A 26,025-nucleotide genomic window follows, 5' to 3' on the forward strand; every position below is an offset into this window, starting at 1 on the left:
CTATTTGGCTGTTGCAAGCTTTTTCTGACTGGGCTTGTCATCACTGTATTTACGGGTGATATGCCACTGTTGCAGGATGGACAAGGTGTTGTTGACAATCCAGTAAAGGACCAAACCCGCAGGGAAGTTCCAGAATAATACAGTGAATAACACGGGTAAAAACATCATGATTTTTGCCTGCATCGGATCGGGTGGAGCAGGATTCAATCGTTGTTGAATGAGCATGGTTCCCCCCATGATAATAGGAAGAATATGGTAAGGATCAGCTGCAGCCAAATCGTTTATCCACAGAATAAACGGAGCCTGCCTTAACTCAACACTCTCCAGTAAGACCCAGTAAAGTGCAATAAATACGGGGATCTGGACTAAAATGGGTAAACATCCGCCCAGGGGATTTACTTTTTCCTGACGATATAGCTCCATCGTCGCCTGACTCATTTTGGCTTTGTCATCCCCATAACGCTCACGTAAAGCCTGAAGTTTCGGTTGCAACTGACGCATTCCGGCCATGGAGCGGTAGCTGCTGGCAGACAAACGGTAAAAGGCGAGCTTAATCAACAAGGTGACCAGAACAATAGACCATCCCCAGTTACCCACCACGCCATGGATAGCTTTCATGACGGCAAACAGGGCAGACGAAAGGAACCATAGCCATCCGTAATCCACCGTCAAATCGAGCCCCGGAGCAATCGTTTGCAAAACATGGGTAATTTCAGGACCGACATATAATTTTGCACCGATGGTTTTGCTATCACCGGGTTTAATGGTAATCGGTGAACTGACAACCCCAATGGTGTAATTATTGTCCGCTGAACGGGTATAAATCACATTTTTGCTTGACGCATCAGGAACCCAGGCGCTTAAAAAATAATGCTGCTGCATGGCAACCCAACCGCCAGTACTGTCTGTGTTGAGATTGGATTTGGCCATGTCTTTAAACGTGACTTTCTGATACTTATGCTGCCCAGGCACTGAATAGGAGGCTCCGACATAAGAACCGACATGGAAAATGCTGGACTGATCTTCTTTAGGGGAATCTCGCAGCAATTGCGCGTTCAGATACCCCTGCCAATCGGCATTGCTTTCGTTTGCAATCTGATAATTGACTTGAATGAGGTAACTGCCGCGGGTGAATTCAAATATTTTTTTCACATCAAGGCCGCTGGCACTTTTTCCCGTCAATACCACCCTGAGCGTCTTTTGATTGTTCTCCAGCTGATAAACACTTTCCTGACTGGTAAAATTGAGATCAACCGGCAAGACCCCCTTCGTTGAACTGACCAGGAGGTTACTGTTGGCTACATACCGTTCATCGGGATTATTGTTAAGTAACGTGATGGGGTTGTTTTTTTCTTCAACACTGGCAGGGTAATCCAGTAAACGAGCATTGACGATATCGCCATGTTCCGTATCAATCTGGATATCGAGAACGTCCGTTTTAACCCTTACATTGCCTGCGTGGGTCTTTTTAGCGCTTGCATCAGGAGTAATGAGCGCCTCTTTCGGGTTTTGATTTTCAGACGATGAACCCGTGTCCACATCAGGAAGAAGCTGGTGCTCGTTTGATATACCCTGCGTTTGCGGCTGCGTTGCTGGTATTCCAGGGTAATCCTGATGCCAACTCGTCCAAAGGGAGTAGACAATCAGAGCCAGTGCAGCATATAAAATAACTCGTCTTGTATCCATTAATGTTTCTCTTCGTTAGGTAATACCGGATCGTAGCCGCCATCACACCAGGGATGACACCGCATTAGACGGCAACAGGCTAATTTAATGCCTTTTAGTACGCCGTAACTGCGGATAGCCGTTAGGGCGTATTGTGAACAACTTGGATAAAATCGGCAGCTAGGTTTCATGACAGGCCGGATGAATAACTGATACATAATAATCGGTAAAGCAACTAGTTGCCGTAAAATGCGATTAATTTGTTCCATGTTAAACCTAGCTTGGTTGCAATGACTTTATTTTCTACTTTGGCCACCCCATGTCTGGCGAGAACGATAACATCTACTGCTGGCAATGGATGGGTGCGGAAACTTTCACGGAGTAAACGCTTCAGACGATTCCTCTGATGCGCTTTGGGCACCAGTTTTTTTGACAAAGCCAAACCCAGACGAGCATACCCCAGAGTATTTGCTCTATGTAAGAGCACAAATTCTGAGGTTACTGTTTTATTGGGTTGATTAAATACAACATCGAAGTCTTTTTTTTTCAACAATCGACGTTTCTTGTCAAAACAATACACTTAGGCAGATAAACGTTTACGTCCTTTAGCTCTGCGTCGCTTTAAAACCAGACGACCACCGCGGGTTGCCATGCGTTGGCGAAAACCATGATCGCGTTTGCGTTTTAGATTACTGGGTTGAAAGGTGCGTTTCATGATGAACCTGTTTAAAAAATTAAATTTTGAGGGTGGCAATGATAGAAAACTTTACATCTTCTGTCAAACCATCCCGTTAAGAATACGATGGATCGATCATTTATTGGCGCTGTCAATTAACATAAAAAATTAAGATCTTAAAATTTTGTTTTTTTTATTAGGAAGCGCATAACTGTTAATATCCTGGTATTTTATAATATAATCATAAAGTTATCTCATGATTAAAGGTGTTGATAATACAGCTGTAATCGCTAGGATATCTTCTTGATAGATTTAATATTTGTTTTTTTCCTGTATTTATACGCCTTTTATCCACGCCGTTTGTATCAGGTTATCCTCTATTTATTCCTGGTATTTTTTTATTAGACGGAAATCCCATGGTTTGTTTTATTTATAAATTTGCCTGGGGTGCTTCATGAATATTTTCCATAATCCTGTGGATAACTCTGTTCTTTTGTGTTTTGGTGGGTATAATGATTTCTCATGTGTCGATGACATTCCTTCATTGCGGTGAATCCTTTTGGTTAGTTGAGCACAGGCATTTACTTGTCTGAGCTTGCTCGTTATACATGATAGTGGCACTATTTAAATTCGGGTTGCCTTTCTTTCAGTGCGGCCTTTGTAGGTAAGGGGAGTTTTTGTGTCTGCGAACGTTTGGCAGAAATGTCTGGGTCTTCTGGAGGAGGAGTATCCTCCACAGCAATTTAATACCTGGTTACGTCCGTTGCATGCGAAAGTGCAAGACAACAATCTTATTTTATTAGCACCTAACCGTTTTGTAGTGGACTGGGTCAATAAGCATTTTTTTGCACGAATAAGAGAATTGGCGACGCAAATTGGCGGTGAGTTGATTTCTGCTGTGACCATTCAAATTGGCAGTAAGCCATCTGTCCAACCCGTTGCCGCAACTGAACGTCAGGCCCCGGCTGATGCTGCTGCAGTTGTTGCTAAATCGACTCCTAAAAAGACTGCTGATTATAAAAACAGCTATCTGAATAAAAAATTTCATTTCGACAGCTTTGTCGAAGGGAATTCAAATCAACTGGCCCGTGCGGCGTCCCTTCAGGTTGCCGAGCGTCCTGGTGATGCTTATAACCCTCTTTTTATTTATGGTGGGGTGGGACTGGGTAAAACGCATTTAATGCATGCCATTGGTAATGCCATCTTAAAAAATAATCCAGAAGCCAAGGTATTGTATCTGCATTCCGAACGTTTTGTTGCCGACATGGTCAAGGCGCTGCAGACCAATACGATTAATGAATTTAAGCGCTTTTACCGTTCATTGAATGCGTTGTTAATTGATGATATCCAATTTTTTGCGGGAAAAGATCGCTCCCAGGAAGAGTTTTTTCATACTTTCAATGCCTTACTTGAGGGTCAACAGCAAATTATTCTGACCAGTGATCGTTATCCTAAAGAAATTGAAGGGGTTGAAGAACGCTTGAAATCGCGTTTTGGCTGGGGATTGACGGTTGCGGTGGAACCGCCCGAATTAGAAACACGCGTTGCTATTTTAATCAGCAAAGCGGAGCAATCGAACATTGAATTGCCTTATGAAGTGGCTTTTTTTATCGCCAAACGAATTCGCTCCAATGTGCGGGAGCTGGAAGGCGCTTTACGCCGGGTTATAGCCAATGCCCATTTTACCGGGAAATGCATCACCATTGACTTTGTGCATGATGCCTTGCGGGATTTGCTGGCTTTGCAGGATAAACTGGTTACCATTGAAAATATACAGAAAACAGTAGCTGAATATTACAAAGTCAAAGTTGCTGATTTGTTGTCAAAACGTCGCAGCCGCTCAATTGCCAGGCCAAGGCAGATGGCGATGGCTTTGGCAAAGGAATTAACCAATCATAGTTTGCCAGAAATTGGTGATCATTTTGGCGGCCGTGATCATACCACGGTTATCCATGCCTGCCGTAAGGTCAAAGAACTGGTACAGATAGAAAATGATTTTGCCGAAGACTATAAAAACCTGTTACGCATTTTGTCGTCCTAACTGGAAAAGAACATGTTTCAACTTGCTATAGAAAAGCGGAAGTTGCTCCCTGCGTTATTAACCGTGGCTGGGGCGGTGGATAAGAGACAATCCCTTGCCATTTTATCTAATATCCTCCTTGCGGTATCTGATAATCGCCTGATTTTAACTGCTACTGATTTGGAAATTGAAATGTCTGCTGTTTTAGACTGTGATTCGGCTGAAGCTGCAGCCAAGATCACAGTACAGGCAAAAAAACTGATTGATATTATCCGCTCGCTTGATGACGATGCAGTTGCCGATATCAAGTTAGCAGCTGGCGCAGTAGCTATCCGCTCGGGACGCAGCCAATTTAAGTTAGCTACATTACCCGCGGATCAGTTTCCTGTGAATGATCTGGATAAAAGTGACATTGAGTTTACTATTCAGCGTGAGTCACTTATACATCTTTTGCAGTCCACCCATTTTGCCATGTCACAGCAAGATGTTCGTGTTTTTCTTAACGGGTTGTTGCTGGATATTGAAGGAACGCTTTTAACCACAGTAGCTACCGATGGTCACCGCATGGCTATTTGTAAATTTCAATGTGATCAGCATTTGCCGTCACAACGTATTTTGCTGCCGCGCAAGGGTGTTCAGGAAATGCTCAGATTGTTGAATGCAGTTGGTGATGAGTCAATTGCTCTATCGGCAGGCAAAGGTCATTTCCGGTTAATGACCGAACAATATACGTTTTCAACCAAATTGATTGAAGCTCGTTTCCCTCCTTACACCAAAGCCATTCCAACGGATCAGGATAAATATGTCCTGATTGACCGCGATATCCTTAAACGGTCGTTGTCTCGAATTGCAATCCTGGCTAATGAAAAATCACGTGCAGTTCTTATTCACATTCAGGCCAATACCATCAACCTGATTGCTAATAATCAGGAACAGGAAGAGGCCAGTGAATCACTCGAGGCGCACGTGGATGGTCATGAACTCAAGATTGGTATCAATGCCAGCTATCTATTGGATGTGCTGGGGTATTTACCGGATGGCCTGGTGCGGTTATCCATGTCCACAACAGATAAGAGTATTTTGGTTGAGTCATTACAGGATAGCAATTACCAGTACATCATCATGCCTATGAAGTTATGATTTTAAGTGAATTACAGATTCATAACCTTCGAAACCTGCATGCGTTGCGGGAGCAATTGCATCCTCACATTAACTTAATCACGGGCCTAAATGGTAGTGGTAAAACCTCTTTCCTTGAAGCGATCTATTTGTTAGGGAATGGCCATTCGTTCAGAACCCGTGAAATTTCTAAGCTCGTTTCTTATCATCAACCGGCTTTGTCGGTTTTTACTAAAACGGCAGATGAACAGACGATATCTATCAGTAAATCGCTTTTGGCTGCGACGATGGTTAAAATCAATGGGGCTCCTTGTCTTGCCAGCAGTCAGCTTGCTTATCTTTTGCCAACGCAGATTTTTTATCAGGACATCTTTCAGATCATTGATTCCGGTCCAACTGTTCGCCGCAGTGTATTGGATTGGGGATTGTTTCACGTGGAACATACTTATCATCACATTTGGAAAAATTATCGTCGGGCTTTAAAGCAAAGGAATAGTTTACTCAAACAACAGGCACCAATGCTGCAATTAAAGCCTTGGGATAGCCTATTATCTGATTTGGCCAACCAGCTGGATGCGTTACGCAACAGTTATTTGCTGACGCTAAATGAGCGATTTAAATTGATATTGAAGGCGTTCTCTGATTTGTCCTGTCATCTTGGTTATTACAAGGGATGGGATAGGAAACAAGAAGGTAAAAGTCTATGTGATGTTTTAGAAGGGACATTAGACATGGATAAGCAACGGCAGTTTACCCATTATGGTGCACATCATGCGGATATAATCATTACTATTGATGATCATAAAGCACGATCACACCTATCACGCGGACAACAAAAAGTGGTGCTTTTTGCTCTTAAATTGGCACAAGCTGAATTATTACCTCATCATTGCATTCATTTAATCGATGATATCAATGCAGAATTAGATCGAACACACCTGTCTCGGGTCATGGAATATATTAAAACGAATATGGCTCAATTTATCATCACATCAAATACCTCTGAGTGGTTTGCGGACTACTTCTCAGAGCATCATTATCAGTTGATAACCATGAATAAAGGTCAGCAACTATAGAACGGTTTCTCCATGAACAGGCCATTTAAACATTCTTTGTTTCACGTGAAACAAATTAACAAAACCATGTAAAGAAATAGCCGGAACGTATAATCCTGTGGTGAAAAGTGCTATAATCCAAGGTTTGCACAGGCAGAATTCGTAACAGAGGAAAACTTATGACTGTTAATGCTAGCTATGATTCGTCCAATATTAAAGTCTTAAAAGGCTTGGATGCCGTTAGAAAAAGACCTGGGATGTATATTGGCGATACCGATGATGGCACAGGCTTGCATCATATGGTTTTTGAAGTAGTCGATAACTCCATTGACGAAGCACTGGCTGGATATTGCAAAGAAATATTTGTTACGATTCATGCCGATGAATCCATCACAGTAAAAGATGATGGCCGTGGTATCCCGGTTGATATCCATAAGGAAGAAGGGCGTTCGGCGGCTGAGGTTATCATGACGATACTGCATGCTGGCGGCAAGTTTGATGATAACTCCTATAAAGTATCAGGCGGCTTGCATGGTGTGGGTGTTTCCGTGGTCAATGCCTTGTCAGAAGAATTGCATTTAACCATTCGACGCAATGGCAAAGTACATGAGCAACACTACCGTAATGGCGTTCCAGATGCGCCTTTAGCCATTACCGGCGATGCCAATGCCACAGGAACCCAAGTCTGGTTCAAACCCAGTGCCAATACCTTCAACAACATTGAGTTTCATTACGACATATTAGCCAAACGATTAAGAGAATTATCGTTTCTAAACTCTGGTGTATGCATTCATCTCTTTGATGAGCGGACACAAAAACAGGATACTTTTCGTTATGAAGGGGGAATTCAGGCGTTTGTTGAGCACCTCAACCGAAATAAAACGCCCATTATGCCGGTGGTTTTTAGTTTAACCGCTGAAAAGGACAACATCACAGTCGATTTATCCATGCAATGGAACAATTCGTTTCAAGAAACATTTTTCTGTTTCACGAATAATATTCCACAGCGAGATGGTGGGACCCATTTAGCTGGTTTCAGAGCGGCGCTGACCAGAACCCTCAATACTTACATAGAAACGGAAGGCTATGCTAAGAAGGCAAAAGTCACGACCACAGGCGATGATGCCCGTGAAGGCCTCACAGCTGTCCTCTCTGTGAAGGTTCCCGATCCTAAATTTTCTTCCCAGACGAAAGACAAACTGGTTTCATCGGAAGTAAAGTCTGTTGTGGAGTCGGTTGTTGCAGAAAAATTCAACGACTTCCTTTTAGAAAACCCCTCTGTGGCCAAATCAATCGTTGGCAAAATTATTGATGCTGCCCGCGCACGCGAAGCCGCTAGACGTGCAAGAGAAATGACCCGTCGGAAAGGGGCTCTTGATATTGCCGGTCTTCCCGGTAAATTGGCCGATTGCCAGGAAAAGGATCCTGCCCTGTCAGAACTTTACATCGTCGAGGGTGATTCTGCGGGTGGCTCTGCCAAGCAAGGTCGTGATCGTAAATTTCAGGCCATTCTGCCGCTTAAAGGTAAGATCCTTAATGTTGAGAAGGCGCGTTTTGATAAAATGTTGTCGTCGCAGGAAGTGGCCACATTAATTACAGCCTTGGGCTGTGGCATTGGTCCTGATGAATATGATCCTGAGAAAATTCGCTATCATCGCATCATCATCATGACCGATGCCGATGTTGACGGCTCTCATATTCGCACCTTGCTGCTAACCTTTTTCTACCGACAAACACCAGAGTTAATTGAGCGCGGCTACATTTATATTGCTCAACCACCTCTCTATAAAGTGAAGAGAGGAAAACAGGAACAATATGTAAAAGATGATGAGGCTTTGTATGAATACTTAACACAGGCTGCATTGGATGAGGCCGCATTTTACCCAGCCAAAGACGCGCCTGCCATTATCGCCAAAGCGCTTGAAGAGTTGGTCTTGCAGTATCGGCGTGTAGAAAAAATAATCAAGAGGTTGTCGCGCCGTTATAATCACCATGTACTGAAACGCATCATGTATCTGCCTTCATTACAAAGTGATGATTTTAGTCACCAGGAAATCGTTGCCGGATGGGCTCAACAACTGCATCTCAGTCTGCAACAACTCGATAACAAGAGTCAGCAATATGCCGTGGATACGCAATACCATCAGGACAATAACTATTATTTCCCACGCGTGGCAATAACGCAGCATGGCATAGAAAATTATCTTACTCTAAGCCCCGAATTTTTTGCTTCGAAAGATTACAAAGAAATCAATAACTTAGGTACAAAACTGGCTAACCTCATTGAAGAGGGAGCCTATGTCCAGCGCGGTGAGAAAAAGCAAGTCGCCGAGACGTTTGAGGATGCACTGGCCTGGCTCATGGACGAAGCAAAACGCGGACAAAGCATTCAACGTTATAAAGGATTGGGTGAAATGAATCCAGAACAACTCTGGGAAACCACCATGGATCCAGAAGTCAGACGCATGTTGCAAGTCAGCATTGAAGATGCCGTTGCGGCTGATCAAATCTTTACGACCTTAATGGGTGATCAAGTTGAACCGCGGCGCGATTTCATTGAGTCTAATGCTTTGGAAGCTGAAAATATTGATGTTTAAGGCTGGATATTATTGAAATTGTGAAGGGATAGGTGAATCACTCGGAGGAAGCCAGAATCACCTATTCCTTTCCAAAAAAGCCGCATCCTTACGGCAAAGCACGTCCATTGTGCTGGTCCCTTGTTTGACTTCCTGTCAGACAATCCGTGTCATCCTTTGATTTCAAGTATTACTCAGTCCACATAAAAAGTCTTGATGATTACTTCTCGATGAATTGTAAGAAATATCTCAAAACACAGTTTGCTTCCTCTTAGAGCACTGGGGCTAAGCAATTGATTATACTTCGTCAAGGGTGTGTTGATAGTGGGCTAAAAATGGTACGCCAGGAGATATGGAAATACCGCGGACGGGCCGCGGCATGCTTGGTGCGTCAAAATATCAAACCCATTAGAACAACGTACAACACGGGCTTTTATGCTCATCTAAGGTCGACAGATCCTCGTCGAGTAAACTGATTTCTTCTTCTTTTGATTCTTTCTTGGCACGAACAATTTTCCCAAATTTCTCATTAATCGTTTTAAACACATCGCCGGTGGGTTGTATAGACAGGATTCTTAAGCTTCTGGCAATTTCAGCATGAGAATCAGGCGATTTGGCCAGGCATTGGGCTATTTGATCTTCATGTCCTGCCAGGCGATGCTGAACGAGGTTAGCGTGTTCATTGTATAAATCGGCGTTAAATTCTTTACCGATAAATATTCGTCCGGGATTGTTGTTTCTTGTGTCTGTAATGGAATCAAGACGACGGCATATTTCTAATGCTCTTGAGAACATGGCATGGAAACAATTATCCGTTTGCAGGGTAGGGTTACGCAGCGCATCCGATAGATGGCTTAAGTTTTTTATATCCGTTCTATTGGACAACATATTAAAAACCAGTTGTCTTTTTTCATTATCCGAGAGTTTGTCAAAAGCATCCCGGCTGGCAATCAGCGAATCCTCATCATCAAGCAGGGCATGGGCGTCGATTGGTTTTAAATTGCGTAATTGTTCTGGTGTATATGTTGGCATTGTATACTCCTTGTATTGATGCACAAATGGTCGATTGAGGTCAATCAAGAGTGTAACAGGCGAAAGTTGTCTCTCCAACAGCAAGAAAAAATTAATCCCTGCTTTTGCTTTATTAAAAAACCTGCCGTTCATAAATAATTCATTCGGCTGTTAAGTTTTCTCACCGAATGCCGACTATACTAATGAATGTGTGGTTGCCTTAAAAAACAAGAACAAGGAGAAGGCAATGTCTAATAAAAATCACTTGCTGCAGGATCCCTTTCTGAATGAACTCCGTAAAGAAAAGGTTCCGGTATCGGTTTTTTTAGTCAATGGTATTAAATTACACGGCTTGATTGATTCATTTGATCAATACGTGGTGATGTTAAAAAATTCTGTCACGCAAATGGTATACAAACATGCCATTTCCACGGTGGTGCCGTCGCGGATGGTCAAGGTACCTACTGGTGATGAGGATGAAAATGTGGCAGACTGACGCCTTTTGAATGCAGTGGAATTAACGTATTGTTTGAACGACCGCAAGGTGGCGAGCGCGCTATCCTGGTGCAACTGGCGCTTCCCGGTGTCGATGCCGGCAAGGCTTTAGCCGAATTTAAAGAACTGGCTGTATCGGCTCAGGCGGAAGTGTTAGCCTGCGTTACCGGCACCCGCGCTACCCCTGAAGCCAAGTATTATGTTGGTCTGGGCAAGGCTGAGGAGATCCAGGCTCTGGTCTTGGCCGAGCAGGCCGAACTGGTCTTGGTTAATCATGAATTGTCGCCTTCCCAGGAACGAAATCTTGAGCGACTGCTGCAATGCCGCGTGGTCGATCGAAGCGGCCTGATACTCGATATTTTTGCTCAGCGCGCCCGTACTTTTGAAGGGAAATTACAGGTAGAACTGGCGCAATTGCAGCATCTTTCCACACGCTTGGTCCGCGGCTGGACTCACCTTGAGCGCCAAAAAGGCGGTATTGGTCTGCGTGGTCCTGGTGAAACCCAGCTTGAAACAGATAGACGTCTATTGCGGGAGCGCATTAAATACATCAATAAACGGCTTGAAAAAGTTCGGCGCAGCCGCGATCAAAACCGTCGCGCCCGTCAAAAAGCCGATCTGAAAACCGTTTCGCTGGTGGGCTATACCAATGCCGGCAAATCAACCCTGTTCAACGCACTGACTGGCGGTCACAGTTATGCGGCCGATCAGTTGTTTGCGACTTTAGATCCCACCATGCGTAAACTGGATATTCCTGGCTCTTCGTCCATCATTCTTGCCGATACGGTGGGCTTCATTCGTGATTTACCTCATGATCTGGTGGAAGCCTTCCGCGCTACACTGGAAGAAACAGCACAGGCTGATTTATTACTGCATGTGATAGATATTGCCGATCCGCATTGGCGGGATACGGTGTTTGCCGTGCAGCAAGTATTAAAAGAAATCGGTGTTGATGATATACCGGTTATTCAGGTCTTTAATAAAATTGACCAGTTCGACGACTGGCAGCCAAAACTGGATCAGCAGGAAGACACCTGTAAGGTTTGGCTTTCAGCCAAAAGCGGTGAAGGACTTGATTTATTGATTAGGGCCATCGCCACGCAACTTCATGGGATTAGCGTTGAGGAAACCGTTACCCTTGGCCCTGAGCAGGCCAGATTGCGTGCTCAACTCTATCAGTTGGGGGCTGTGAAAGAAGAAGTCAGTAACGAGGATGGCGGGTGGCAACTCACCATCAACATGACGCAAAACCAAAAGCAGCGCTTGTTTGCTTCGAGCAGCGATAATCAGGAACAGGAAGCGGAGTATTAGCCGCGACTAATGATTTCCCTTAATGTATCCAGGGTTTGACTGCCATACAGCGCGGTCAAAAACTCTCCTCGCGGGTTAAAAACAAAGGTTACTGGTACCCCGCGAATATCCCCCAGATCCAGGGCATGGCGAGGATCCTTTTGCAGACTGGGGTAGCGGATACGGTGTTGTTTGATTAAAGTGCGTTGTTCGGCTACGGACAATCCTTCATAATTCACGGCGAACAAAGCAACCCTGTCTTTTTCTATTCGGTAAAAACGATTAAATTCCTGGATTTCGTCTACACAAGGCTGGCACCAGCTGGCCCAGTAGTTAATCATCACCCATTTACCTTTTAGGTCATTCATGGCAATTTTTCTACCCTGAATGTCGGTTAACACGACGCCGGCATGTGCCCAGTGAGCCAGTAGAAGTAAACCAAGGAAAACAATTTTTTTTAGTGGCATGGTAGAATCCAGAATAAATTGAGCGTTGCCTGTAACCCAGACCAAATACCCACGACGTGGGGAATCGATTGGGATTCTGGTTTTGAAGGCTCTTGTATAAATCAATTATGTTATCATAGTTCATTTATTTTCTGGCAGTTTCTTTATGGATTCAATTGGTCTTTCTCTACCCATGACATGGAGAAATAAGTGACAAATAGTTAATATTTATTAAGCATTATTATTTATAATGACTTCAAGAGACCTAACCCGTAACCAACAATGCCAGACTATTCATTAACACAACTTTTAAACAATCCGGACCTGTTAAATAAGGATAACCGCTCTAATAAAAAGGGAGGACCTGTTGTCCACCTTAAAAAAGATGCAAAACTCAAGGAACCGGTAGAGGTTGTTGTACCGCCTTATGATGAACATAGAGAAAGGGATTATATTGTTAACGGTAGTTATCGCGATCAACTGTACCAATTTACCTATAACCATCGCCGCAGTATTTTCCAATCCAGGACTCAGGCGGTCCAGGGTTATACAGTCCATCCCGTACTGAATAAGCCGGGATTTCGCTGCACTGCCGCTGTTGCCAATAAAATTGAAGGCGATACAGTTGAGCTTCATATTAACTTTTTAGGCACTATTGATTTCGCCTCCCTCAGAGCCGATGTGGACAAAGAGGGTCCAGGTCAGCACCTGTTAAAGAAATATGAAAGCGACTTGATTAAAAAAGTAAATGACATGATTTTGCAGCTGTCCAAACAACACCCGGATAAAAAAATAAGATTAAGGGTAGCTGGCCATAGTCTCGGTGGATCATTGGCCAAGGGATTTGCTCATACCGTTCAACGAGCCTGCGTGGTGCAACAGGATACTCTAGACGGTGCAGGTATTATCAGTAAGATAGAAGAGGCAGGTTTTAAACCAACCAATCCGGAGCGGTTAAGAAAAAAACTCGATGCTGACCGTAAAGAGTTTGGAAAACTGGATAGTTTGAAAAAATTAGCAGGTGTCACCGTTTATGCTCTGGGTTCTCCGGGTGTCGGCAGAATCACAGATGAAGATGCTACCGCATTAACTTACGCACATGACGATAATTTTTTAAGGGTTTATCATCATTATCATGAAGAAGATGATATTCGACGATTTGGAGAAGTGGAGTTTTTGTCCGGTCAATGGGGTAAACCCAACATAAAAGTAAACAGGGCCGTCAGTTATAATGGCAAAATCGAACAATATCGCAAAGACCGAGTAGAGGGTTTACCGTTCCCTGGCATTGGCAAGACTGTCATGGCGGCTCATATTATGACCATTCGCAACGAAGATTTTAAGCATGATCAGGATGTCTCTGATCTTCTCGCGCAAAAATCGGAAGAAAAATTTCATTTTTCCCCATTCCTTTGGGCATTGTATGAAGCCTCTTACATGATTATGAGCGTCATTGCCAAATTGGCTGAAGGAAAAGCGAAGGAAGGGGATTTCCTATACTCCTACCCAGTGGACGACGAGCTTCCAACACCCACTTTTGTTATGAATTAATGGTCAAACCAAAGGCTTTGATTGCGAGGGCCCCTATCGGTAAGCCATTAAGGAGCTGCTTATCCTCAATGGCTATTTATTTATTCAGGAGCCGAGGGCAAGCGTCGTCTCCAGTGTCTCGTCCTTTTCCTTCAAGTTAACTACGGGTGCTGCAAGCAAACCATGTTTGCGCAGGGCTTGTTGCAATGAGGCTCCCGTAACCGGTGTGCGCCAATCGGCATTGACCTGAAGGGATGGTGTTGTGCAGGGCGGGATAGGAATGGGCTGCCGTTCGGGATTTAAATCCTGCTCTTCCTTTTGAATACGCAATGATTCATTGAGTGAAAGCGTTTGCAGCTTCCCTTGGTAAACATAAGGAAAAAGCCTTAATTTAGCGACCAGATTGAAGGCGCTCCATTTGCTGGTTAATGGTGAATAACCATGCGCACCAGGATTTTCACGCAGCTGTTGGTAATCCGAAGGCGACAGTAAATGGATTTTGCTTAAATCATTACGATAAAAAATTCCCTCATTTGCATCCAGCACAAGCAGGGGTTGGGGTTGACGGTACGTTTTATCAACATCCGGCAGGTCTTCAAGACCGGCATACTGATCCTGCGCGGGCAATTCACCGCCCTGAAAAACCCGTTCCAGGTCGCCCAGTGATTTTTGCATGCCGCTAAGACAGGCTGTTTTATTAAAGTGATTGATGCACTCATCAAAATCACTGTCGCCTCGGGCCGGATTCGGCGGATCGGACGGGGTTGGGGTTGGATCGTAGGCGCGGGTCGTGTAAACACCGACACGATTCAGTTCGTTATGGAGGTCGTTAGCTAGAATACCGCCTAATATGCCAAACCGTTCCTGAAGTAATACACGCAGATCACTGACCATGGACATATGACCTGAGGCAAAATGATCGGAGTAATAATGGAGGGTAAATAATTCCAGTCCCAGTCCCATGGCTTGATAACGATAGGCCAGATCGCGCAATTCATCAGCAGTTAAAGACTTGCCTTTATTCAAACGATCCAATAAGTCACGCGTGGCCGCCTGTTTGGGCATGCTGTTTGGATCATTTGCCAATTGCTGAAGTTCATAGGCAATGCGGGTGAACTCCAGGGCCAGATGATGGCCAATTGTATAAACCCGGACGGACCAGGGTGTGAAATGGGTCTGGTTACGGTTTAACATTTCACCATAATCTTTCACACGCAGATAAAACATCAACTGTTTGACATAATCATTTAAGGTATCTGAAAAAGGCAGGTAGCGTGTCTGGTCAATGCGATAAATTTTATCAATGTCACCGCGGCTGACTTCAGGCGAAGCAAGATTGTTATAAGCCCGCAGCAAAGCCTGATGATCTTCTGGCCTGACCGGTTGATTGATTAATTTTTTACCGATTGATTTGGTTTTTTGCCCATGGCATTTCGGCAAATTTAAATCCATGACCCAAGTTGCATCGGTAAAAAAATCGCCGGCCATGGCAATGATTTCACCAAAAGACAATTCCATCGCCATGGGCTCAGGAAAACCCGTGTTGGAAAAACGCATCAGGCGTAGATGTAATGTCCCCTGCTCACCGATTTTTAAATAAGGGTTGTTTTTAACCTTAAATGTTAAAGCATTGCCTAATGCAGTATGTTCCTTGGTATCCACAGACAACTCCTTTTGTTGTTGAATAAAGTAGAAACGGCGATGCAACTTGAGGTTTGAGTGAGCGAGCCTCAGAATAGTAATCATAGAACAGGGATCTTAAAACGGCAAAAAGACCAGGGGTAAATAAATCAGCTTATAACCATCCCTATATTCAGGTTTTTAAACTATGCTAAAGTCATTCGGATTGAAGCGAGAGGCCAATGAATCAAATCGAAGTAAAAGAACGCCTGCAGGGTACGCTGGTGCGTGAGGGCGCAGGGGTAAAACTGTTTCGTTACATCGGGGCGGACAGGCAAAACAATTATGAACCATTCTTATTATTTGATTTTTTTGACAGTGAGGATCCCCTGGATTTTATGGCGGGTTTTCCACCCCATCCCCATCGTGGTTTTGAAACCGTCACTTACCTGCTTGCGGGGCAAATCGCTCATGAGGACAATAACGGCCGGCATGGTTTGATTGGTCCTGGTGATGTGCAGTGGATGACGGCCGGTAAAGGCATCATTCATTCTGAAATGCCGCAACAGGCGGATGGCCGCCTGACTGGTTTGCAATTATGGCTTAATCTGCCGGCTGCCAGCAAATGGGTTGAACCAAGCTATCAGGAATTTACTGCCGATGAATTGCCGGTGGAAGAATTGCCGGCAGGCGGGCAAATCAAAGTCGTTGCTGGCGAAACACGGCAGGGAAGCCGGTCACCTATCCATGGCATAGCCACCAAGCCCTTGTTTCTTGATATTTCTCTATCAGCCGAAGAGACAGTAAGCGACGTGATTACCAATGATCATCAGGCACTGCTTTTTGTTCTAAAAGGAAAAATAGCCGTGGGCCGTGATGTGGTCATGGCCCATACCCTTGCTGTCTTAAGTAACGGCGGCGATTTACTGCTGCGGGCGATGGATGGGGAAGCGCGTTGTCTGCTCATCGCGGCAAAAAAACTGCATGAGCCGATTGCCCGATTGGGGCCTTTTGTTATGAATACTCAGGAGGAAGTCATGCAGGCTCTGGATGATTTTCGCAATAACCGTTTTTAATCAAGGAGGAGTCAATGGCCAAGGTATTGATATTGTATTATTCCAGTTACGGTCATGTGGAAACCATGGCCTATGAAGTCGAAAAGGGGGTGAAGGAAGTGGATGGGGTGACAGTAGTGGTCAAACGCGTACCAGAAACCATGCCGGAAGAAGTAGCTAAAAAAGCCGGTGTCAAACTCAACCAGACTGCACCTGTTGCGACACCGCAGGAATTGGTTGATTATGACGCGATTATTTTTGGCACCCCGACCCGGTTTGGTAACATGGCGGCACAAATGCGCAATTTTCTTGATCAAACCGGCGGCATGTGGGTTAAGGGCGGCCTGATTGGCAAAGTCGGCAGCGTGTTTGTTTCGACAGGGACTGGCGGAGGCAATGAGTCCACCATCATGTCGTTCTGGAATACCCTGGTGCATCATGGCATGGTGTTAGTGGGTGTTCCCTATTCGGAATCGGCATTGACCGACTTAAGCCAAATGCGGGGTGGTTCGCCCTTTGGCGCCGGAACGATTGCCGGGTCGGATGGTAAACTGAAACCCAATGCCATTGAACTGACGATTGCTCGTGCGCAAGGGCGCCACGTAGCCTCCCTGGCCAAACGGTTATTTGGCTGATACTCGTCTTAATTGCCCTTATAATGCACAATTTGCCCATTGAGTTATTGGCTGGTATGGCCAAATGATGTATAATCACTGGTCATTCCGGCATATCGATGGCTAGTTTAGCTTTTCTTGGTCAATTGATATGGCTTAAGCTTAACTTTTTATGGCTTGTGGGGCTGATGGCAATTCCTCTTATTATTTTTACCATACTTCTTTTAAGCATGATTTGCGTGGCGGCGATGCTGTATCGTCTTTATACCCAGCCTAAGGTGATTTTGTCCATTCTGGATTACATTAAATTAATGGCGAGCGGCGTTATTGCCTTCATTGCCGATACCTTGGGGGTTGGCAGCTTTGCTGTGAATGTGGCCCTTGCCAAACTTTTAGGGACGTTCCCGGATGATGAACTCCCGGCCGTTAATAACGGCGCCCAGGTCATCCCGGGTACCATTGAGTCTTTGTTTTTTATGCAACTCATTGATGTTAATTTAACGACATTAATCACCCTCGTTTCCGGCGCCTGCCTGGGCGGACTAATCGGTGGCACGGTGGTCAGCCGGCTTAGTAAACAAGCCATTCGCTTAGCCATGATGTGTTGCTTTCCTTTGTTAATTGCCTTACTGGTATGCCATCAATTGCGCCTCATCCCATTCGGAGGTGACGCCGTGGATTTGCATAGCTACAAGTTACTCATTGGGTTTTTGGCGATGATAGTCTGCGGTGCTTTGACTTCGGTGGGCATTGGTCTGTTTGTGATGGTGCAAAGCGTTTTATTTTTATTAAATGTGTCGCCGGTGGTTGCCTTCCCCATTATGACCACGGCTGGAGCCATGCAGCAGCCATTGACCACGCTGGTTTTTTTACAACATGACAAAATACCGATGAAAAAAACGCTGGTCTTAAGTTTAGCCGGCTGTATCGGCGTTCTTATTACCATTCCCGTGTTCACGTCGTTAACGGTGACTTGGCTGCATTCATTATTACTGGTTATTTTAATTTATAATCTTTATGCTATCAGCCGCACCTATTTTCAAAACCGTACAAGGGCCCGCAGTCAGGCATTGCTGATGTGCACCTGAGCCGTTAATTTTGGATAAGCTTTAAGGATGAAGTCATGAAAAAAATTGCAAGCATTGTAGCCAGTATCCTGTTAAGTTTTTCAAGTCATGCTTTAAATAACCGCTTTGATACCATGGTTATTTTGGGGGACAGTATGTCTGACAATGGCAATATTTACCGCTTCCTCTGGCATTATCTACCGGCATCGCCTCCTTATTACGAAGGCCGATTTTCCAATGGCCCCCTGTGGATAGAATACCTTTATCAGCATTATTTTCCCGCTGATTACACCATCGGCTTTCAGGATTATGCTGTCGGTGGTGCAGGGGCTGTGTTGTCCTACAAGGAAAATCTGCCGTTTACTCTGACGTTTGAAGTGGACAATTACTTGTATTGGCATACTTATGGGCATAAGGAAACCACATTATATACCCTATGGATCGGTGCCAATAATTATTTAAATGGTCCAACCAATGTCGAACCGTTGACGGATGGCGTGGTGGCGGCGATTGGTTCCGCTGCCGAGCGGCTTATCAGTTATGGCGGCAATAAATTTTTAATTGTGAACCTGCCAGACATTGGTCATGCTCCGTTTGCCAAAGAAAATAATAATGGGGCGTTATTGACGCAATTGACCCTGACCCACAACCGCAAACTGAAAGACGAAGTCGAGCGATTGAAGGCGAAATACCAGGATGTTATTTTCATCTATTTTGATATCTACAGCTATTTTGTAGAGGCCACCCAGCATGCTAATGATTATGGATTGACGAATACCGAGGAACCCTGCTACCTGGGAGGCTACACGGGCTGGGTTAAAGCTTTGATGCCGGATGAGGCCACTTTGTATGAAAACATGCAGAAACGTTATCCTAAGCTTACTGAAGAGCAGCGGTTAATGATAAACTCCAACCCCGAGTTGCATGAAGCCATGCTAACCGATTATTTGCATGCGTTACTTCCCGCTCGACTTCAGGATGAACCTTTACAATGCGACGGCTACCTTTTCTGGGATCGTGTTCATCCGACCACGACTGTGCATCGCTTTATTGCCGACAAGGTAAAGGCTCTCATTGATGATGCGGGTTTGTTGGCGGTATTGCCTGACAATAAGATGAAGAAGGCCAGTTGATGGAAGAATCGAAAAGTAAATCACAAAAAAAGCGAGAGGCGGATGCATTACAGAAATTGGGCGTTGAATTAATTGGCTTAAGTCAGGCCAAGCTGGATCAATTGCCCTTGCCGCCCAATTTGCGGCAGGCGATTATGGATGCTAAAACCATCAAGAGTCATGGTGCAATACGCCGTCAGTCCCAGTTAATCGGTAAATTAATGCGAGCGTCCGACTATGAGGCCATCGCGGAAGCCTATAATCAATTTATTGAAGAAGACAATGCTAAAACAGCAGCGTTTCATGAGTTGGAGCAATGGCGTGATCGATTAATCACGGAGGGGAAGGATGCTTTGACGCAATTTATTGATTGCTATCACCCAGACGATGTGCAGCAATTACGCCAATTGGTTAAAAAAGCCATTGAAGAACGGGATAAGGATACCCATACCGGCGCATCTAAAGCGTTGTTTCGCTTTTTAAGGTCCTGTTTATAATGAATTATTCTCTTTTTATTAGCTGTGCCAAAGGGCTTGAGTACCTGCTTGAAGACGAGGTGTGTCAACTGGGGTTGCATGTCGAACGTGTCAGTCCACAGGGTGTTTTTGGTGAGACAAGCCTGGCTGTCATTTATCAACTGTGCATCTGGTCACGTCTCGCCAATCGTGTACATTTGTTGCTCTTTAGCGGTGAAGCCCATAATGAGCAAAGTTTGTATGCATTGTGTTATCAATTTCCCTGGCAAACGGTGTTTACCGTGGATAAAACGCTGGCCATTGAATTCCATGGCTCGTCTGCCCACATCCGTAATTCCATGTTTGGCGCACAGGTGATTAAAGACGCCATTGTGGATCACTTCCGTAAACAACAGGGTAATCGCCCCTCCATTGACAGGGAGCAGGCTCAGATTCGTCTGCAGGCTCACTTAAAGCAGGATAAGGTCACGGTGAGCCTGGATTTAACGGGCTTTAGCCTGCATCAACGCGGTTACCGGACTCAGGCAGGTGAGGCGCCACTTAAAGAAACAGTCGCTGCGGCCATGTTGCTGCGCGCCAAATGGCCGCAACTGGCAGCAAGTGGTTATGCTTTTCACGACCCCTTTTGCGGCTCAGGAACCTTGGTAATTGAAGCGGCGATGATGGCCAGTCATATTGCACCCGGCTTATTGCGACAGGATCAATCGTTAATCCATTGGGTGCAGCATCAACAGTCCTTGTGGGAAAAGTTGCGTGCCCAAGCCTTACAGCAAGTCAAGCCGCCGAAAGTGTCTATCAAAGGAACGGATAACAACAATAAAATGATTAACCTGGCACGGGCGAATGCCGAGCGCGCGGGCTTGTCGCGCCTGGTTGAGTTTGACGTAGAGGCCATTACGGCGATTCGTCCGGCCAGCAGCAAGGGATTATTGCTGTGCAATCCGCCTTATGGTGAGCGTTTAGGGGAAAGCACCCAGCTTATTCCACTGTATCAACAATTAGGCGCTACCTGGCATGCTCATTTCAAAGGCTGGGAAGCTGCGTTCATTACATCCAATCCGTTGCTGGCTAAAGCCACGGGATTGCGTTCTGGTAAACAATACACCCTTTATAATGGGGCACTTGAATGCAAATTGTATTGCCTGAGCCTAAGCGAGACTAATCTGCTTAAAAGTTCGGTTGGAGATAATCTATCCGGTGGTGCGCAAATGTTTGCCAATCGGTTAAAAAAGAATGCGCAACACTTGCAAAAATGGGCAAAACGTAACCACATCAGCTGCTACCGTGTCTATGATGCGGATTTACCTGAATATAATTTTGCTATTGATTTATACAACGACTATGCGGTGCTGCAGGAGTATGCAGCCCCCGCATCGATTGCGGCTCACAAGACTGAAAAACGTAGTCTTGAAGTGATGCAGGTGGTGCCGCAGATTTTGAACGTATCCACGGACAAACTGATTGTCAAACAGCGCAAACAACAGAAAGGCAGTAATCAGTATCAGAAAATGGGTGAGTTTAAACGCACCTTAACCGTGACCGAAGGCCGGGCTAAATTGATTGTCAATTTATTCGATTACCTTGATACCGGATTATTTTTGGATCATCGCCCCTTACGCATGCGTTTTTCACAGCTGGCGCCGGGCACGCGTTTCCTTAATTGTTTTTGTTATACGGCGACGGCCAGTGTGCAGGCGGCTTTAGCGGGTGCCATTACGACCAGTGTGGATTTATCCAATACCTATCTGAAATGGGCGCAGGATAACTTTAAACTCAATCATCTTGATCTTTCCAGGCATCAACTGGTGCAGTTTGACTGCATGGAATGGTTAAAAATGGCGAGGGATCGCTTTGATGTCATTTTTCTTGATCCACCGAGTTTTTCTAATTCCAAGCGTATGTCTGCGACCCTCGATATTCAGCGGGATCATGAAATGCTGATTCATGCGGCCATGCGTCTGCTAAATCCTGAGGGTAGTCTCTACTTTTCCACCAATTTAAGGCAATTTAAATTGTCGCCCATGTTAAGCGGCCAGTATGCTGTCAAAGACATTTCCGCTGAGACCATTGATGAGGATTTCAAGCGAAACAAACGCATCCATCAATGCTTCCTGATTCAGAAGAAGCACGGGTAATAAAGGTGGGCATCAGGGCGCTACTTATCTTTAGTGCCCGTTTTCTGTTGACATGGCGCGCAGGCGCAAGGTGCACGTTGTGTAGAAGCAAAATAGCGGACTTTAGCTTTTAGTTCTTCGACTGCAACTTGCGCATGCAGGGTATTGAGCTGCACTTGGGTGGTTGCTTGCTCGCGCTGGTTAACTAAAAACAGCGTGCTGTCGCCCTCATAAAATTTTTTGGTTTCCCCGTGTTGTACCGTTTGTGCCAGTTTCAATTCCCGGAGCAGGAGGTTTATTTGTTGCATACCCCGCCTGATGCCGATGAGCATGTTGAGATAATCATTGTGTAATTGATCATAGAAGAAACGTCTGGCCACCTTAATCTGATGCAGTTCACTTTGCGCCTGAATCAAGTTTCCTTTCGCCTGCCTTTGCAGTAAAGGGAATTTAAACGATAAACCGACCATGGCTGCCTGAGGAATTAGCAAGGGGTCGCCTCCCGTGCCGTTTTGTTTGAAGGTATAGGCCGTTGCATCCAATTGCGGCAAGAGTTCATTCCGTGCCTGGTCACGCTTCAGTCTCATGATGTTGGCATAATGATTGAGCTTTTTAAGTTCTGGATGTTCGCGAAGCGGTAAACCGTTTTTAGTCAGAGGTATGGCGGCTTGTGTCAACGAAGGCAGCGTGTTGGCTGACGGCGTGATTGGATGCCCTTTATTATCGCGATAATAAAGCGATAGGTTGACGCTGGCCTGTTCGAATATCATCCGCCCCTGGTTGAGTAATTGTTCCCTTTGCGTAATCTGTTGTAAATTTTCACTGATAGCCAGCGTGGGCAAATCGCCCTGGCGTGCCTGCTGTTCAATGGCATGCTGACGTTTTTGTGCCAGTTGCAGGAGTTGCTTAAATGTCTGCAGCTGAATGCCCGCCTCTACCCATTGCCAATACGCCTGGATGGCCTCCTGGTAAATTTTAATTTTTACTGCCTCGGCATCCTGTTGTTTCATCAAAATCAATTCCGTAGAGGAAAGCAAATCAGTGCGTTGTTTATCAATTAATCGATCTCGAAGCAAAGGCAATGATAATCCTGCCCGGTATTCACCGCCGGAATTGGTCAGATAATTTTTATAATAAATAGGCCAATCGCCCTCTCCATTGCGATAACCTGCGAACAGTTTGATGCCGTTATAAAGCGTAGGCACCGTAAATTGCGTGTCGCCATAATTGTTGATATAACCGCCTGCCGGTTGGGAACGGGTGGACGCCTCCAATTCAGGATCAAATTGCCCCTTGGCTTTTATCCATGCGCCATGTGCTTTGGCAATATCAAGACGAGCGATTTTCACCTGAGGGTAATGATGATCAATGCTTTGCAACAGATCGGTTAAATAAAGCTTTTGGGGGTTCGGTGAGGCATGGGTGCCGTGAGAGCTTAATAAAATACCCAATCCAGCCAAGAGGATAAGGCCTTGTTTTTTTAAGTAGACATCCATCATGGTGTTGCCTGCCCAGTCACGCTTTCAGGCGGGAAGCCGTTAAACTGGCGCCATAATTCATACCATAGAGGGACCTCTCCTAATTGAACCCAGCCATGAACACGTACGCCCTGCCTTAAAAATTGCGGGGATGGCCAGGGCTCATCAGGAATGATCACCGCGCGAAATAAGCCAAAACCATTATCAGTCGGATCAATAAAAGCCACCTTCCCGCCAAACGTACCGACAGCAATCTGTGGCCATCCTCGAAATTGAATGGCAGGCCATCCTTCGAATTGCAACCGGGCTTTCTGTTGCAAATGAACAAAGGGAATGTCATTTCCATCAATCCACAGCTCCACGGCCCGCGATTCAGTCTCTGGAATAATCTGGGCTAATATGTCGCCTTCTTTGACAACAACGCTTTCCTGACCGGTTAAGCGTTTAAAAATAATGCCTTTAACATGGGCCTTGATGCGTTGTGATTGCTGCCTGGCAATGCGGACATCGATATTGACTTTATCGATATTGGCCTGAGCCAATTCGTTTTGATATTTGGTGTATTCAATTTGAGCGAGTTCGTATTGGCGTTTGGAGTTAATCCCTTGCTCATAGAGGTTTTTTTGGCGTATGAGGTTTGCTTTTCCTGCAAGCAAGGCTTTTTTTGCTGCTTCTATACGCAACAGAATCGCCTTTTTTTCGAGGGCGAGGCGTTTGAGTAGTTGTGGATCATTATCACTGATATCCACCAGCGGATCACCGGGGTTAACGCGCATGCCTTCATCGACAAACCACTTTTTTATGCGGCCGTTGATGGGAGAATTGACCGTATGGAGCCGTTCAGTAGGGGAATAAGCAATCACTTTACCGCTCCCTAAAGCAAACTGTTGCCAGGGGGTAAAGCTTAAAAACAGGAATAAAATCAGCAGGATTAAAGAAATAATCTTGGCAATTTTGCGTGGATTCGGTAATTTGCCAATCATTTTGTCAGCATGTAACTTCATGAGAGCACCAGACGGTTAGAAAGCGGAATAAGGGCCGGGAAGCGCGTGATGAGAATGAGGATGGTGTGATTCAGTACAGCAATATGCGTCAGGATTTGTTCAATGTCTTTCTCATTTAATTTGTCCAGGATGCCATCGATGATGAGGAGCTGTGGCTTTGCCATAATCGCACGAATGATCATGAGTTGAACGAGTTCAAGGGGTGTAAATACATACTCCCAATCATAGATGATGCTCTTTAAACCATGCGGTTGACGCATGATTTTATCCATAAGCCCGAAAGCAATGAGCAATTCCTTAAGTTGCTCCGTGGAAAAAGAAGGTTGATTCAGTCTTAAGTTGTCATAAATGCTGCCGGCAAACCATTCTTGATCTCGAATTAACAAGGCCTGTTGCCGAAGTGAGCGCCTATGCTCTTCAAGGCAGAGGATATCATTAACCAGAATGGTTATCGGCAGGCTGTTTTTAAACCCCAGGATTAATTCCGCGATGTATTGACCGGGTTTTGATTCATCCACACCAATAACAAGGGGTTCCCCGATTCGGCTTGAGGCTTTTTTCTGGTCTTGAGTGACCAAGGTCAGGCTATGGATGGGGATAATCAATTCACTGAGTTCTGTTTTAATTGATTCGCAAGGCAGGTTTAACACGGTATCGATTTTATGTTCGGATGCAACGAGATCATAGTAATTTTCAAGTAAAACGCTGAAGCGCTTGAAGGTATAGATTAATGCGCCGAGGACAATCTCGGCTGCAACCAACTGGCCCAGGCTTAGTTGGTTATTAATAATTAAATAACCACCTAAACCCAATAGCAGGCTGCTCGCCAAAGCGGAGAGAAGGTAAAAACCAAACTGATGTTTAATCAGCTGCTTAAAATGAGCATTACGAGCTTTTAAAAAGGAAACCAGGCGTTTATCCGCCTGATGGGTGGCGTATTGGGCGTAATGGTTAAAGCGAAATAAAAAGCGATTGGTGAGCAATTCCTCTAACCAAGCCCCAATTTGATGTTTCTGCGCACATTCTTCCTTTGCGCTCGCCAATCCTTTGCGATAGGGAATAAAAACAATAAGCAGGATGCCAAGAATGATAAACCCGTCAAATATCAGAAAGAGTGGATGATAAAATAGAAGAAGAACCAGTCCAAAAAACAGCTGCAGGCTTAAATTAACCCCATACAATAGCAAACTGGCCAGGGCTTTAGTGATGCTGGTTACCTCAAAAAAGCGGTTGACCAGTTCAGGGCCGTGGTGAACGGAGAAGTTGTCCAGGGAAAGATGAGTAAATTGCCGGGTAAGATTTAAGCTGATTTTGACCATTAATTTTTGCTGAATGACCTCAATGATGACACTCTGCCAAATGGTTAACGCCCCCAAAGCAAGCATTAACACCAGGACAATGAGGCTTAAGGTCACCACAGGCTGGAGTAATTTGCCAAAGGCGATGAGGTTTATTAATGTTTGGGCGGCAATCGGTATGCTTAAGGTTAATAAGCTCACGAGTACGCTAATCATGATGATGGAGGCGAGCGTCGTTTTATCCAACACCTCTGTAATGGAATTCATATCTGTGCGGCTCATTGATTCACTACCTGTGTTTTGC

The 26,025-nt window shown here is 45.0% G+C and carries 23 protein-coding genes; 13 read left to right on the top strand and 10 right to left on the bottom strand.

Features of this window, described 5'->3' with window-relative positions; translation table 11 throughout:
- From yidC to rpmH, 4 genes are read right to left on the bottom strand one after another with little or no spacing between them, the layout of a single operon-like run.
- Nucleotides 1-1,686: a membrane protein insertase YidC gene (gene yidC, locus Lery_RS14195; RefSeq protein WP_058527881.1), complete on the bottom strand. Its 1,686-nt coding sequence runs from the start codon at nucleotides 1,684-1,686 to the stop codon at nucleotides 1-3.
- Nucleotides 1,686-1,934, bottom strand: a complete 249-nt coding sequence (yidD, locus tag Lery_RS15130; RefSeq protein ID WP_082657220.1) for a membrane protein insertion efficiency factor YidD — start codon at nucleotides 1,932-1,934, stop codon at nucleotides 1,686-1,688. The genes yidC and yidD overlap by 1 nt, the downstream gene beginning before the upstream one ends.
- Nucleotides 1,901-2,218 (bottom strand): ribonuclease P protein component, encoded by a 318-nt coding sequence (rnpA, locus tag Lery_RS14200; RefSeq protein ID WP_237759236.1) that lies wholly within the window; start codon nucleotides 2,216-2,218, stop codon nucleotides 1,901-1,903. Before rnpA ends, yidD begins: the two co-directional genes overlap by 34 nt.
- Before the next feature lie 27 nt (nucleotides 2,219-2,245).
- Complete coding sequence (gene rpmH / locus Lery_RS14205; RefSeq protein WP_019215662.1) at nucleotides 2,246-2,380, bottom strand: 50S ribosomal protein L34; 135 nt, start codon at nucleotides 2,378-2,380, stop codon at nucleotides 2,246-2,248.
- Between the two features lie 640 nt (nucleotides 2,381-3,020).
- On the opposite strand from rpmH, the gene dnaA reads away from it, so the two are divergent.
- From dnaA to gyrB, 4 genes are all read left to right on the top strand, one after another.
- Complete coding sequence (gene dnaA / locus Lery_RS14210; RefSeq protein ID WP_058527883.1) at nucleotides 3,021-4,382, top strand: chromosomal replication initiator protein DnaA; 1,362 nt, start codon at nucleotides 3,021-3,023, stop codon at nucleotides 4,380-4,382.
- 12 nt (nucleotides 4,383-4,394) lie between these two features.
- Entirely contained in the window at nucleotides 4,395-5,501 is a 1,107-nt protein-coding gene (gene dnaN, locus Lery_RS14215) for a DNA polymerase III subunit beta (RefSeq protein WP_058527884.1), read from the top strand.
- Nucleotides 5,498-6,556 carry a DNA replication/repair protein RecF gene (gene recF, locus Lery_RS14220; RefSeq protein WP_058527885.1) on the top strand — a complete coding sequence of 353 codons (1,059 nt, stop codon included), beginning with the start codon at nucleotides 5,498-5,500 and terminating at the stop codon, nucleotides 6,554-6,556. The genes dnaN and recF overlap by 4 nt, the downstream gene beginning before the upstream one ends.
- A 158-nt stretch (nucleotides 6,557-6,714) precedes the next feature.
- The gene (gene gyrB, locus Lery_RS14225; protein WP_058527886.1) at nucleotides 6,715-9,132 is read left to right on the top strand and encodes a DNA topoisomerase (ATP-hydrolyzing) subunit B; all 2,418 of its coding nucleotides are present in this window, start codon (nucleotides 6,715-6,717) and stop codon (nucleotides 9,130-9,132) included.
- A 387-nt stretch (nucleotides 9,133-9,519) separates the two neighbouring features.
- Here the strand turns inward: gyrB and Lery_RS14230 are convergent, their stop codons facing one another.
- Entirely contained in the window at nucleotides 9,520-10,143 is a 624-nt protein-coding gene (locus Lery_RS14230; RefSeq protein ID WP_131750987.1) for a hypothetical protein, read from the bottom strand.
- A 226-nt stretch (nucleotides 10,144-10,369) separates the two neighbouring features.
- On the opposite strand from Lery_RS14230, the gene hfq reads away from it, so the two are divergent.
- Both hfq and hflX read left to right on the top strand, forming a co-directional pair.
- Nucleotides 10,370-10,618, top strand: coding sequence for an RNA chaperone Hfq (hfq, locus tag Lery_RS14235; protein ID WP_058527888.1), 249 nt, complete (start codon nucleotides 10,370-10,372; stop codon nucleotides 10,616-10,618).
- A gap of 29 nt (nucleotides 10,619-10,647) precedes the next feature.
- Complete coding sequence (gene hflX, locus Lery_RS14240; protein ID WP_058527889.1) at nucleotides 10,648-11,928, top strand: ribosome rescue GTPase HflX; 1,281 nt, start codon at nucleotides 10,648-10,650, stop codon at nucleotides 11,926-11,928.
- Here the strand turns inward: hflX and Lery_RS14245 are convergent.
- Nucleotides 11,925-12,374 (bottom strand): TlpA disulfide reductase family protein, encoded by a 450-nt coding sequence (locus tag Lery_RS14245; RefSeq protein WP_058527890.1) that lies wholly within the window; start codon nucleotides 12,372-12,374, stop codon nucleotides 11,925-11,927. The two genes, hflX and Lery_RS14245, sit on opposite strands and share 4 nt — an antisense overlap.
- A gap of 261 nt (nucleotides 12,375-12,635) precedes the next feature.
- On the opposite strand from Lery_RS14245, the gene Lery_RS14250 reads away from it, so the two are divergent.
- On the top strand, nucleotides 12,636-13,904 hold the full coding sequence (locus Lery_RS14250) for an alpha/beta hydrolase family protein (protein ID WP_058527891.1): 1,269 nt from the start codon (nucleotides 12,636-12,638) through the stop codon (nucleotides 13,902-13,904).
- An 84-nt stretch (nucleotides 13,905-13,988) separates the two neighbouring features.
- Here the strand turns inward: Lery_RS14250 and Lery_RS14255 are convergent, their stop codons facing one another.
- A complete protein-coding gene (locus Lery_RS14255) occupies nucleotides 13,989-15,545 on the bottom strand; it encodes a hypothetical protein (protein WP_058527892.1) in 1,557 nt (518 codons plus the stop codon).
- Between the two features lie 200 nt (nucleotides 15,546-15,745).
- Here Lery_RS14255 and Lery_RS14260 point away from each other — a divergent pair, with 200 nt between their 5' ends.
- The 6 genes from Lery_RS14260 (at nucleotide 15,746) to rlmKL (ending at nucleotide 21,962) form a co-directional block, all read left to right on the top strand.
- Complete coding sequence (locus Lery_RS14260; protein WP_058527893.1) at nucleotides 15,746-16,579, top strand: pirin family protein; 834 nt, start codon at nucleotides 15,746-15,748, stop codon at nucleotides 16,577-16,579.
- A 14-nt stretch (nucleotides 16,580-16,593) separates the two neighbouring features.
- Nucleotides 16,594-17,193, top strand: coding sequence for an NAD(P)H:quinone oxidoreductase (gene wrbA / locus Lery_RS14265; RefSeq protein ID WP_058527894.1), 600 nt, complete (start codon nucleotides 16,594-16,596; stop codon nucleotides 17,191-17,193).
- 167 nt (nucleotides 17,194-17,360) lie between these two features.
- Nucleotides 17,361-18,260 carry a hypothetical protein gene (locus tag Lery_RS14270; RefSeq protein ID WP_058527989.1) on the top strand — a complete coding sequence of 300 codons (900 nt, stop codon included), beginning with the start codon at nucleotides 17,361-17,363 and terminating at the stop codon, nucleotides 18,258-18,260.
- A gap of 35 nt (nucleotides 18,261-18,295) precedes the next feature.
- On the top strand, nucleotides 18,296-19,372 hold the full coding sequence (locus tag Lery_RS14275) for an SGNH/GDSL hydrolase family protein (protein WP_058527895.1): 1,077 nt from the start codon (nucleotides 18,296-18,298) through the stop codon (nucleotides 19,370-19,372).
- Nucleotides 19,372-19,848, top strand: a complete 477-nt coding sequence (yjgA, locus tag Lery_RS14280; RefSeq protein ID WP_058527896.1) for a ribosome biogenesis factor YjgA — start codon at nucleotides 19,372-19,374, stop codon at nucleotides 19,846-19,848. Before Lery_RS14275 ends, yjgA begins: the two co-directional genes overlap by 1 nt.
- Entirely contained in the window at nucleotides 19,848-21,962 is a 2,115-nt protein-coding gene (gene rlmKL, locus Lery_RS14285; RefSeq protein WP_058527897.1) for a bifunctional 23S rRNA (guanine(2069)-N(7))-methyltransferase RlmK/23S rRNA (guanine(2445)-N(2))-methyltransferase RlmL, read from the top strand. Before yjgA ends, rlmKL begins: the two co-directional genes overlap by 1 nt.
- A 20-nt stretch (nucleotides 21,963-21,982) precedes the next feature.
- Here rlmKL and Lery_RS14290 read toward each other — a convergent pair whose 3' ends face one another.
- Genes Lery_RS14290 through Lery_RS14300 form a run of 3 tightly spaced genes read right to left on the bottom strand, consistent with a single transcriptional unit; the run spans nucleotide 21,983 to nucleotide 26,003 of the window.
- Entirely contained in the window at nucleotides 21,983-23,440 is a 1,458-nt protein-coding gene (locus Lery_RS14290; protein ID WP_058527898.1) for a TolC family protein, read from the bottom strand.
- A complete protein-coding gene (locus tag Lery_RS14295) occupies nucleotides 23,437-24,423 on the bottom strand; it encodes an HlyD family secretion protein (RefSeq protein WP_058527899.1) in 987 nt (328 codons plus the stop codon). The genes Lery_RS14290 and Lery_RS14295 overlap by 4 nt, the downstream gene beginning before the upstream one ends.
- Nucleotides 24,420-26,003, bottom strand: coding sequence for an ABC transporter transmembrane domain-containing protein (locus Lery_RS14300; RefSeq protein WP_193392315.1), 1,584 nt, complete (start codon nucleotides 26,001-26,003; stop codon nucleotides 24,420-24,422). The genes Lery_RS14295 and Lery_RS14300 overlap by 4 nt, the downstream gene beginning before the upstream one ends.
- Nucleotides 26,004-26,025: the final 22 nt, after the last annotated feature.

The sequence above is a fragment of the Legionella erythra genome, from assembly GCF_001467615.1.
Taxonomy (GTDB): Bacteria; Pseudomonadota; Gammaproteobacteria; order Legionellales; family Legionellaceae; genus Legionella_C; species Legionella_C erythra.

Bases quoted from the DNA above. Each gene is read 5' to 3' on its own strand.
- yidC (WP_058527881.1), bottom strand. From the start codon at position 1,686: ATGGATACAAGACGAGTTATTTTATATGCTGCACTGGCTCTGATTGTC.
- yidD (WP_082657220.1), bottom strand. From the start codon at position 1,934: ATGGAACAAATTAATCGCATTTTACGGCAACTAGTTGCTTTACCGATT.
- rpmH (WP_019215662.1), bottom strand. From the start codon at position 2,380: ATGAAACGCACCTTTCAACCCAGTAATCTAAAACGCAAACGCGATCAT.
- dnaN (WP_058527884.1), top strand. From the start codon at position 4,395: ATGTTTCAACTTGCTATAGAAAAGCGGAAGTTGCTCCCTGCGTTATTA.
- recF (WP_058527885.1), top strand. From the start codon at position 5,498: ATGATTTTAAGTGAATTACAGATTCATAACCTTCGAAACCTGCATGCG.
- gyrB (WP_058527886.1), top strand. From the start codon at position 6,715: ATGACTGTTAATGCTAGCTATGATTCGTCCAATATTAAAGTCTTAAAA.
- Lery_RS14230 (WP_131750987.1), bottom strand. From the start codon at position 10,143: ATGCCAACATATACACCAGAACAATTACGCAATTTAAAACCAATCGAC.
- hfq (WP_058527888.1), top strand. From the start codon at position 10,370: ATGTCTAATAAAAATCACTTGCTGCAGGATCCCTTTCTGAATGAACTC.
- Lery_RS14245 (WP_058527890.1), bottom strand. From the start codon at position 12,374: ATGCCACTAAAAAAAATTGTTTTCCTTGGTTTACTTCTACTGGCTCAC.
- Lery_RS14250 (WP_058527891.1), top strand. From the start codon at position 12,636: ATGCCAGACTATTCATTAACACAACTTTTAAACAATCCGGACCTGTTA.
- Lery_RS14260 (WP_058527893.1), top strand. From the start codon at position 15,746: ATGAATCAAATCGAAGTAAAAGAACGCCTGCAGGGTACGCTGGTGCGT.
- wrbA (WP_058527894.1), top strand. From the start codon at position 16,594: ATGGCCAAGGTATTGATATTGTATTATTCCAGTTACGGTCATGTGGAA.
- Lery_RS14270 (WP_058527989.1), top strand. From the start codon at position 17,361: ATGGCAATTCCTCTTATTATTTTTACCATACTTCTTTTAAGCATGATT.
- Lery_RS14275 (WP_058527895.1), top strand. From the start codon at position 18,296: ATGAAAAAAATTGCAAGCATTGTAGCCAGTATCCTGTTAAGTTTTTCA.
- yjgA (WP_058527896.1), top strand. From the start codon at position 19,372: ATGGAAGAATCGAAAAGTAAATCACAAAAAAAGCGAGAGGCGGATGCA.
- rlmKL (WP_058527897.1), top strand. From the start codon at position 19,848: ATGAATTATTCTCTTTTTATTAGCTGTGCCAAAGGGCTTGAGTACCTG.
- Lery_RS14290 (WP_058527898.1), bottom strand. From the start codon at position 23,440: ATGATGGATGTCTACTTAAAAAAACAAGGCCTTATCCTCTTGGCTGGA.
- Lery_RS14295 (WP_058527899.1), bottom strand. From the start codon at position 24,423: ATGAAGTTACATGCTGACAAAATGATTGGCAAATTACCGAATCCACGC.
- Lery_RS14300 (WP_193392315.1), bottom strand. From the start codon at position 26,003: ATGAGCCGCACAGATATGAATTCCATTACAGAGGTGTTGGATAAAACG.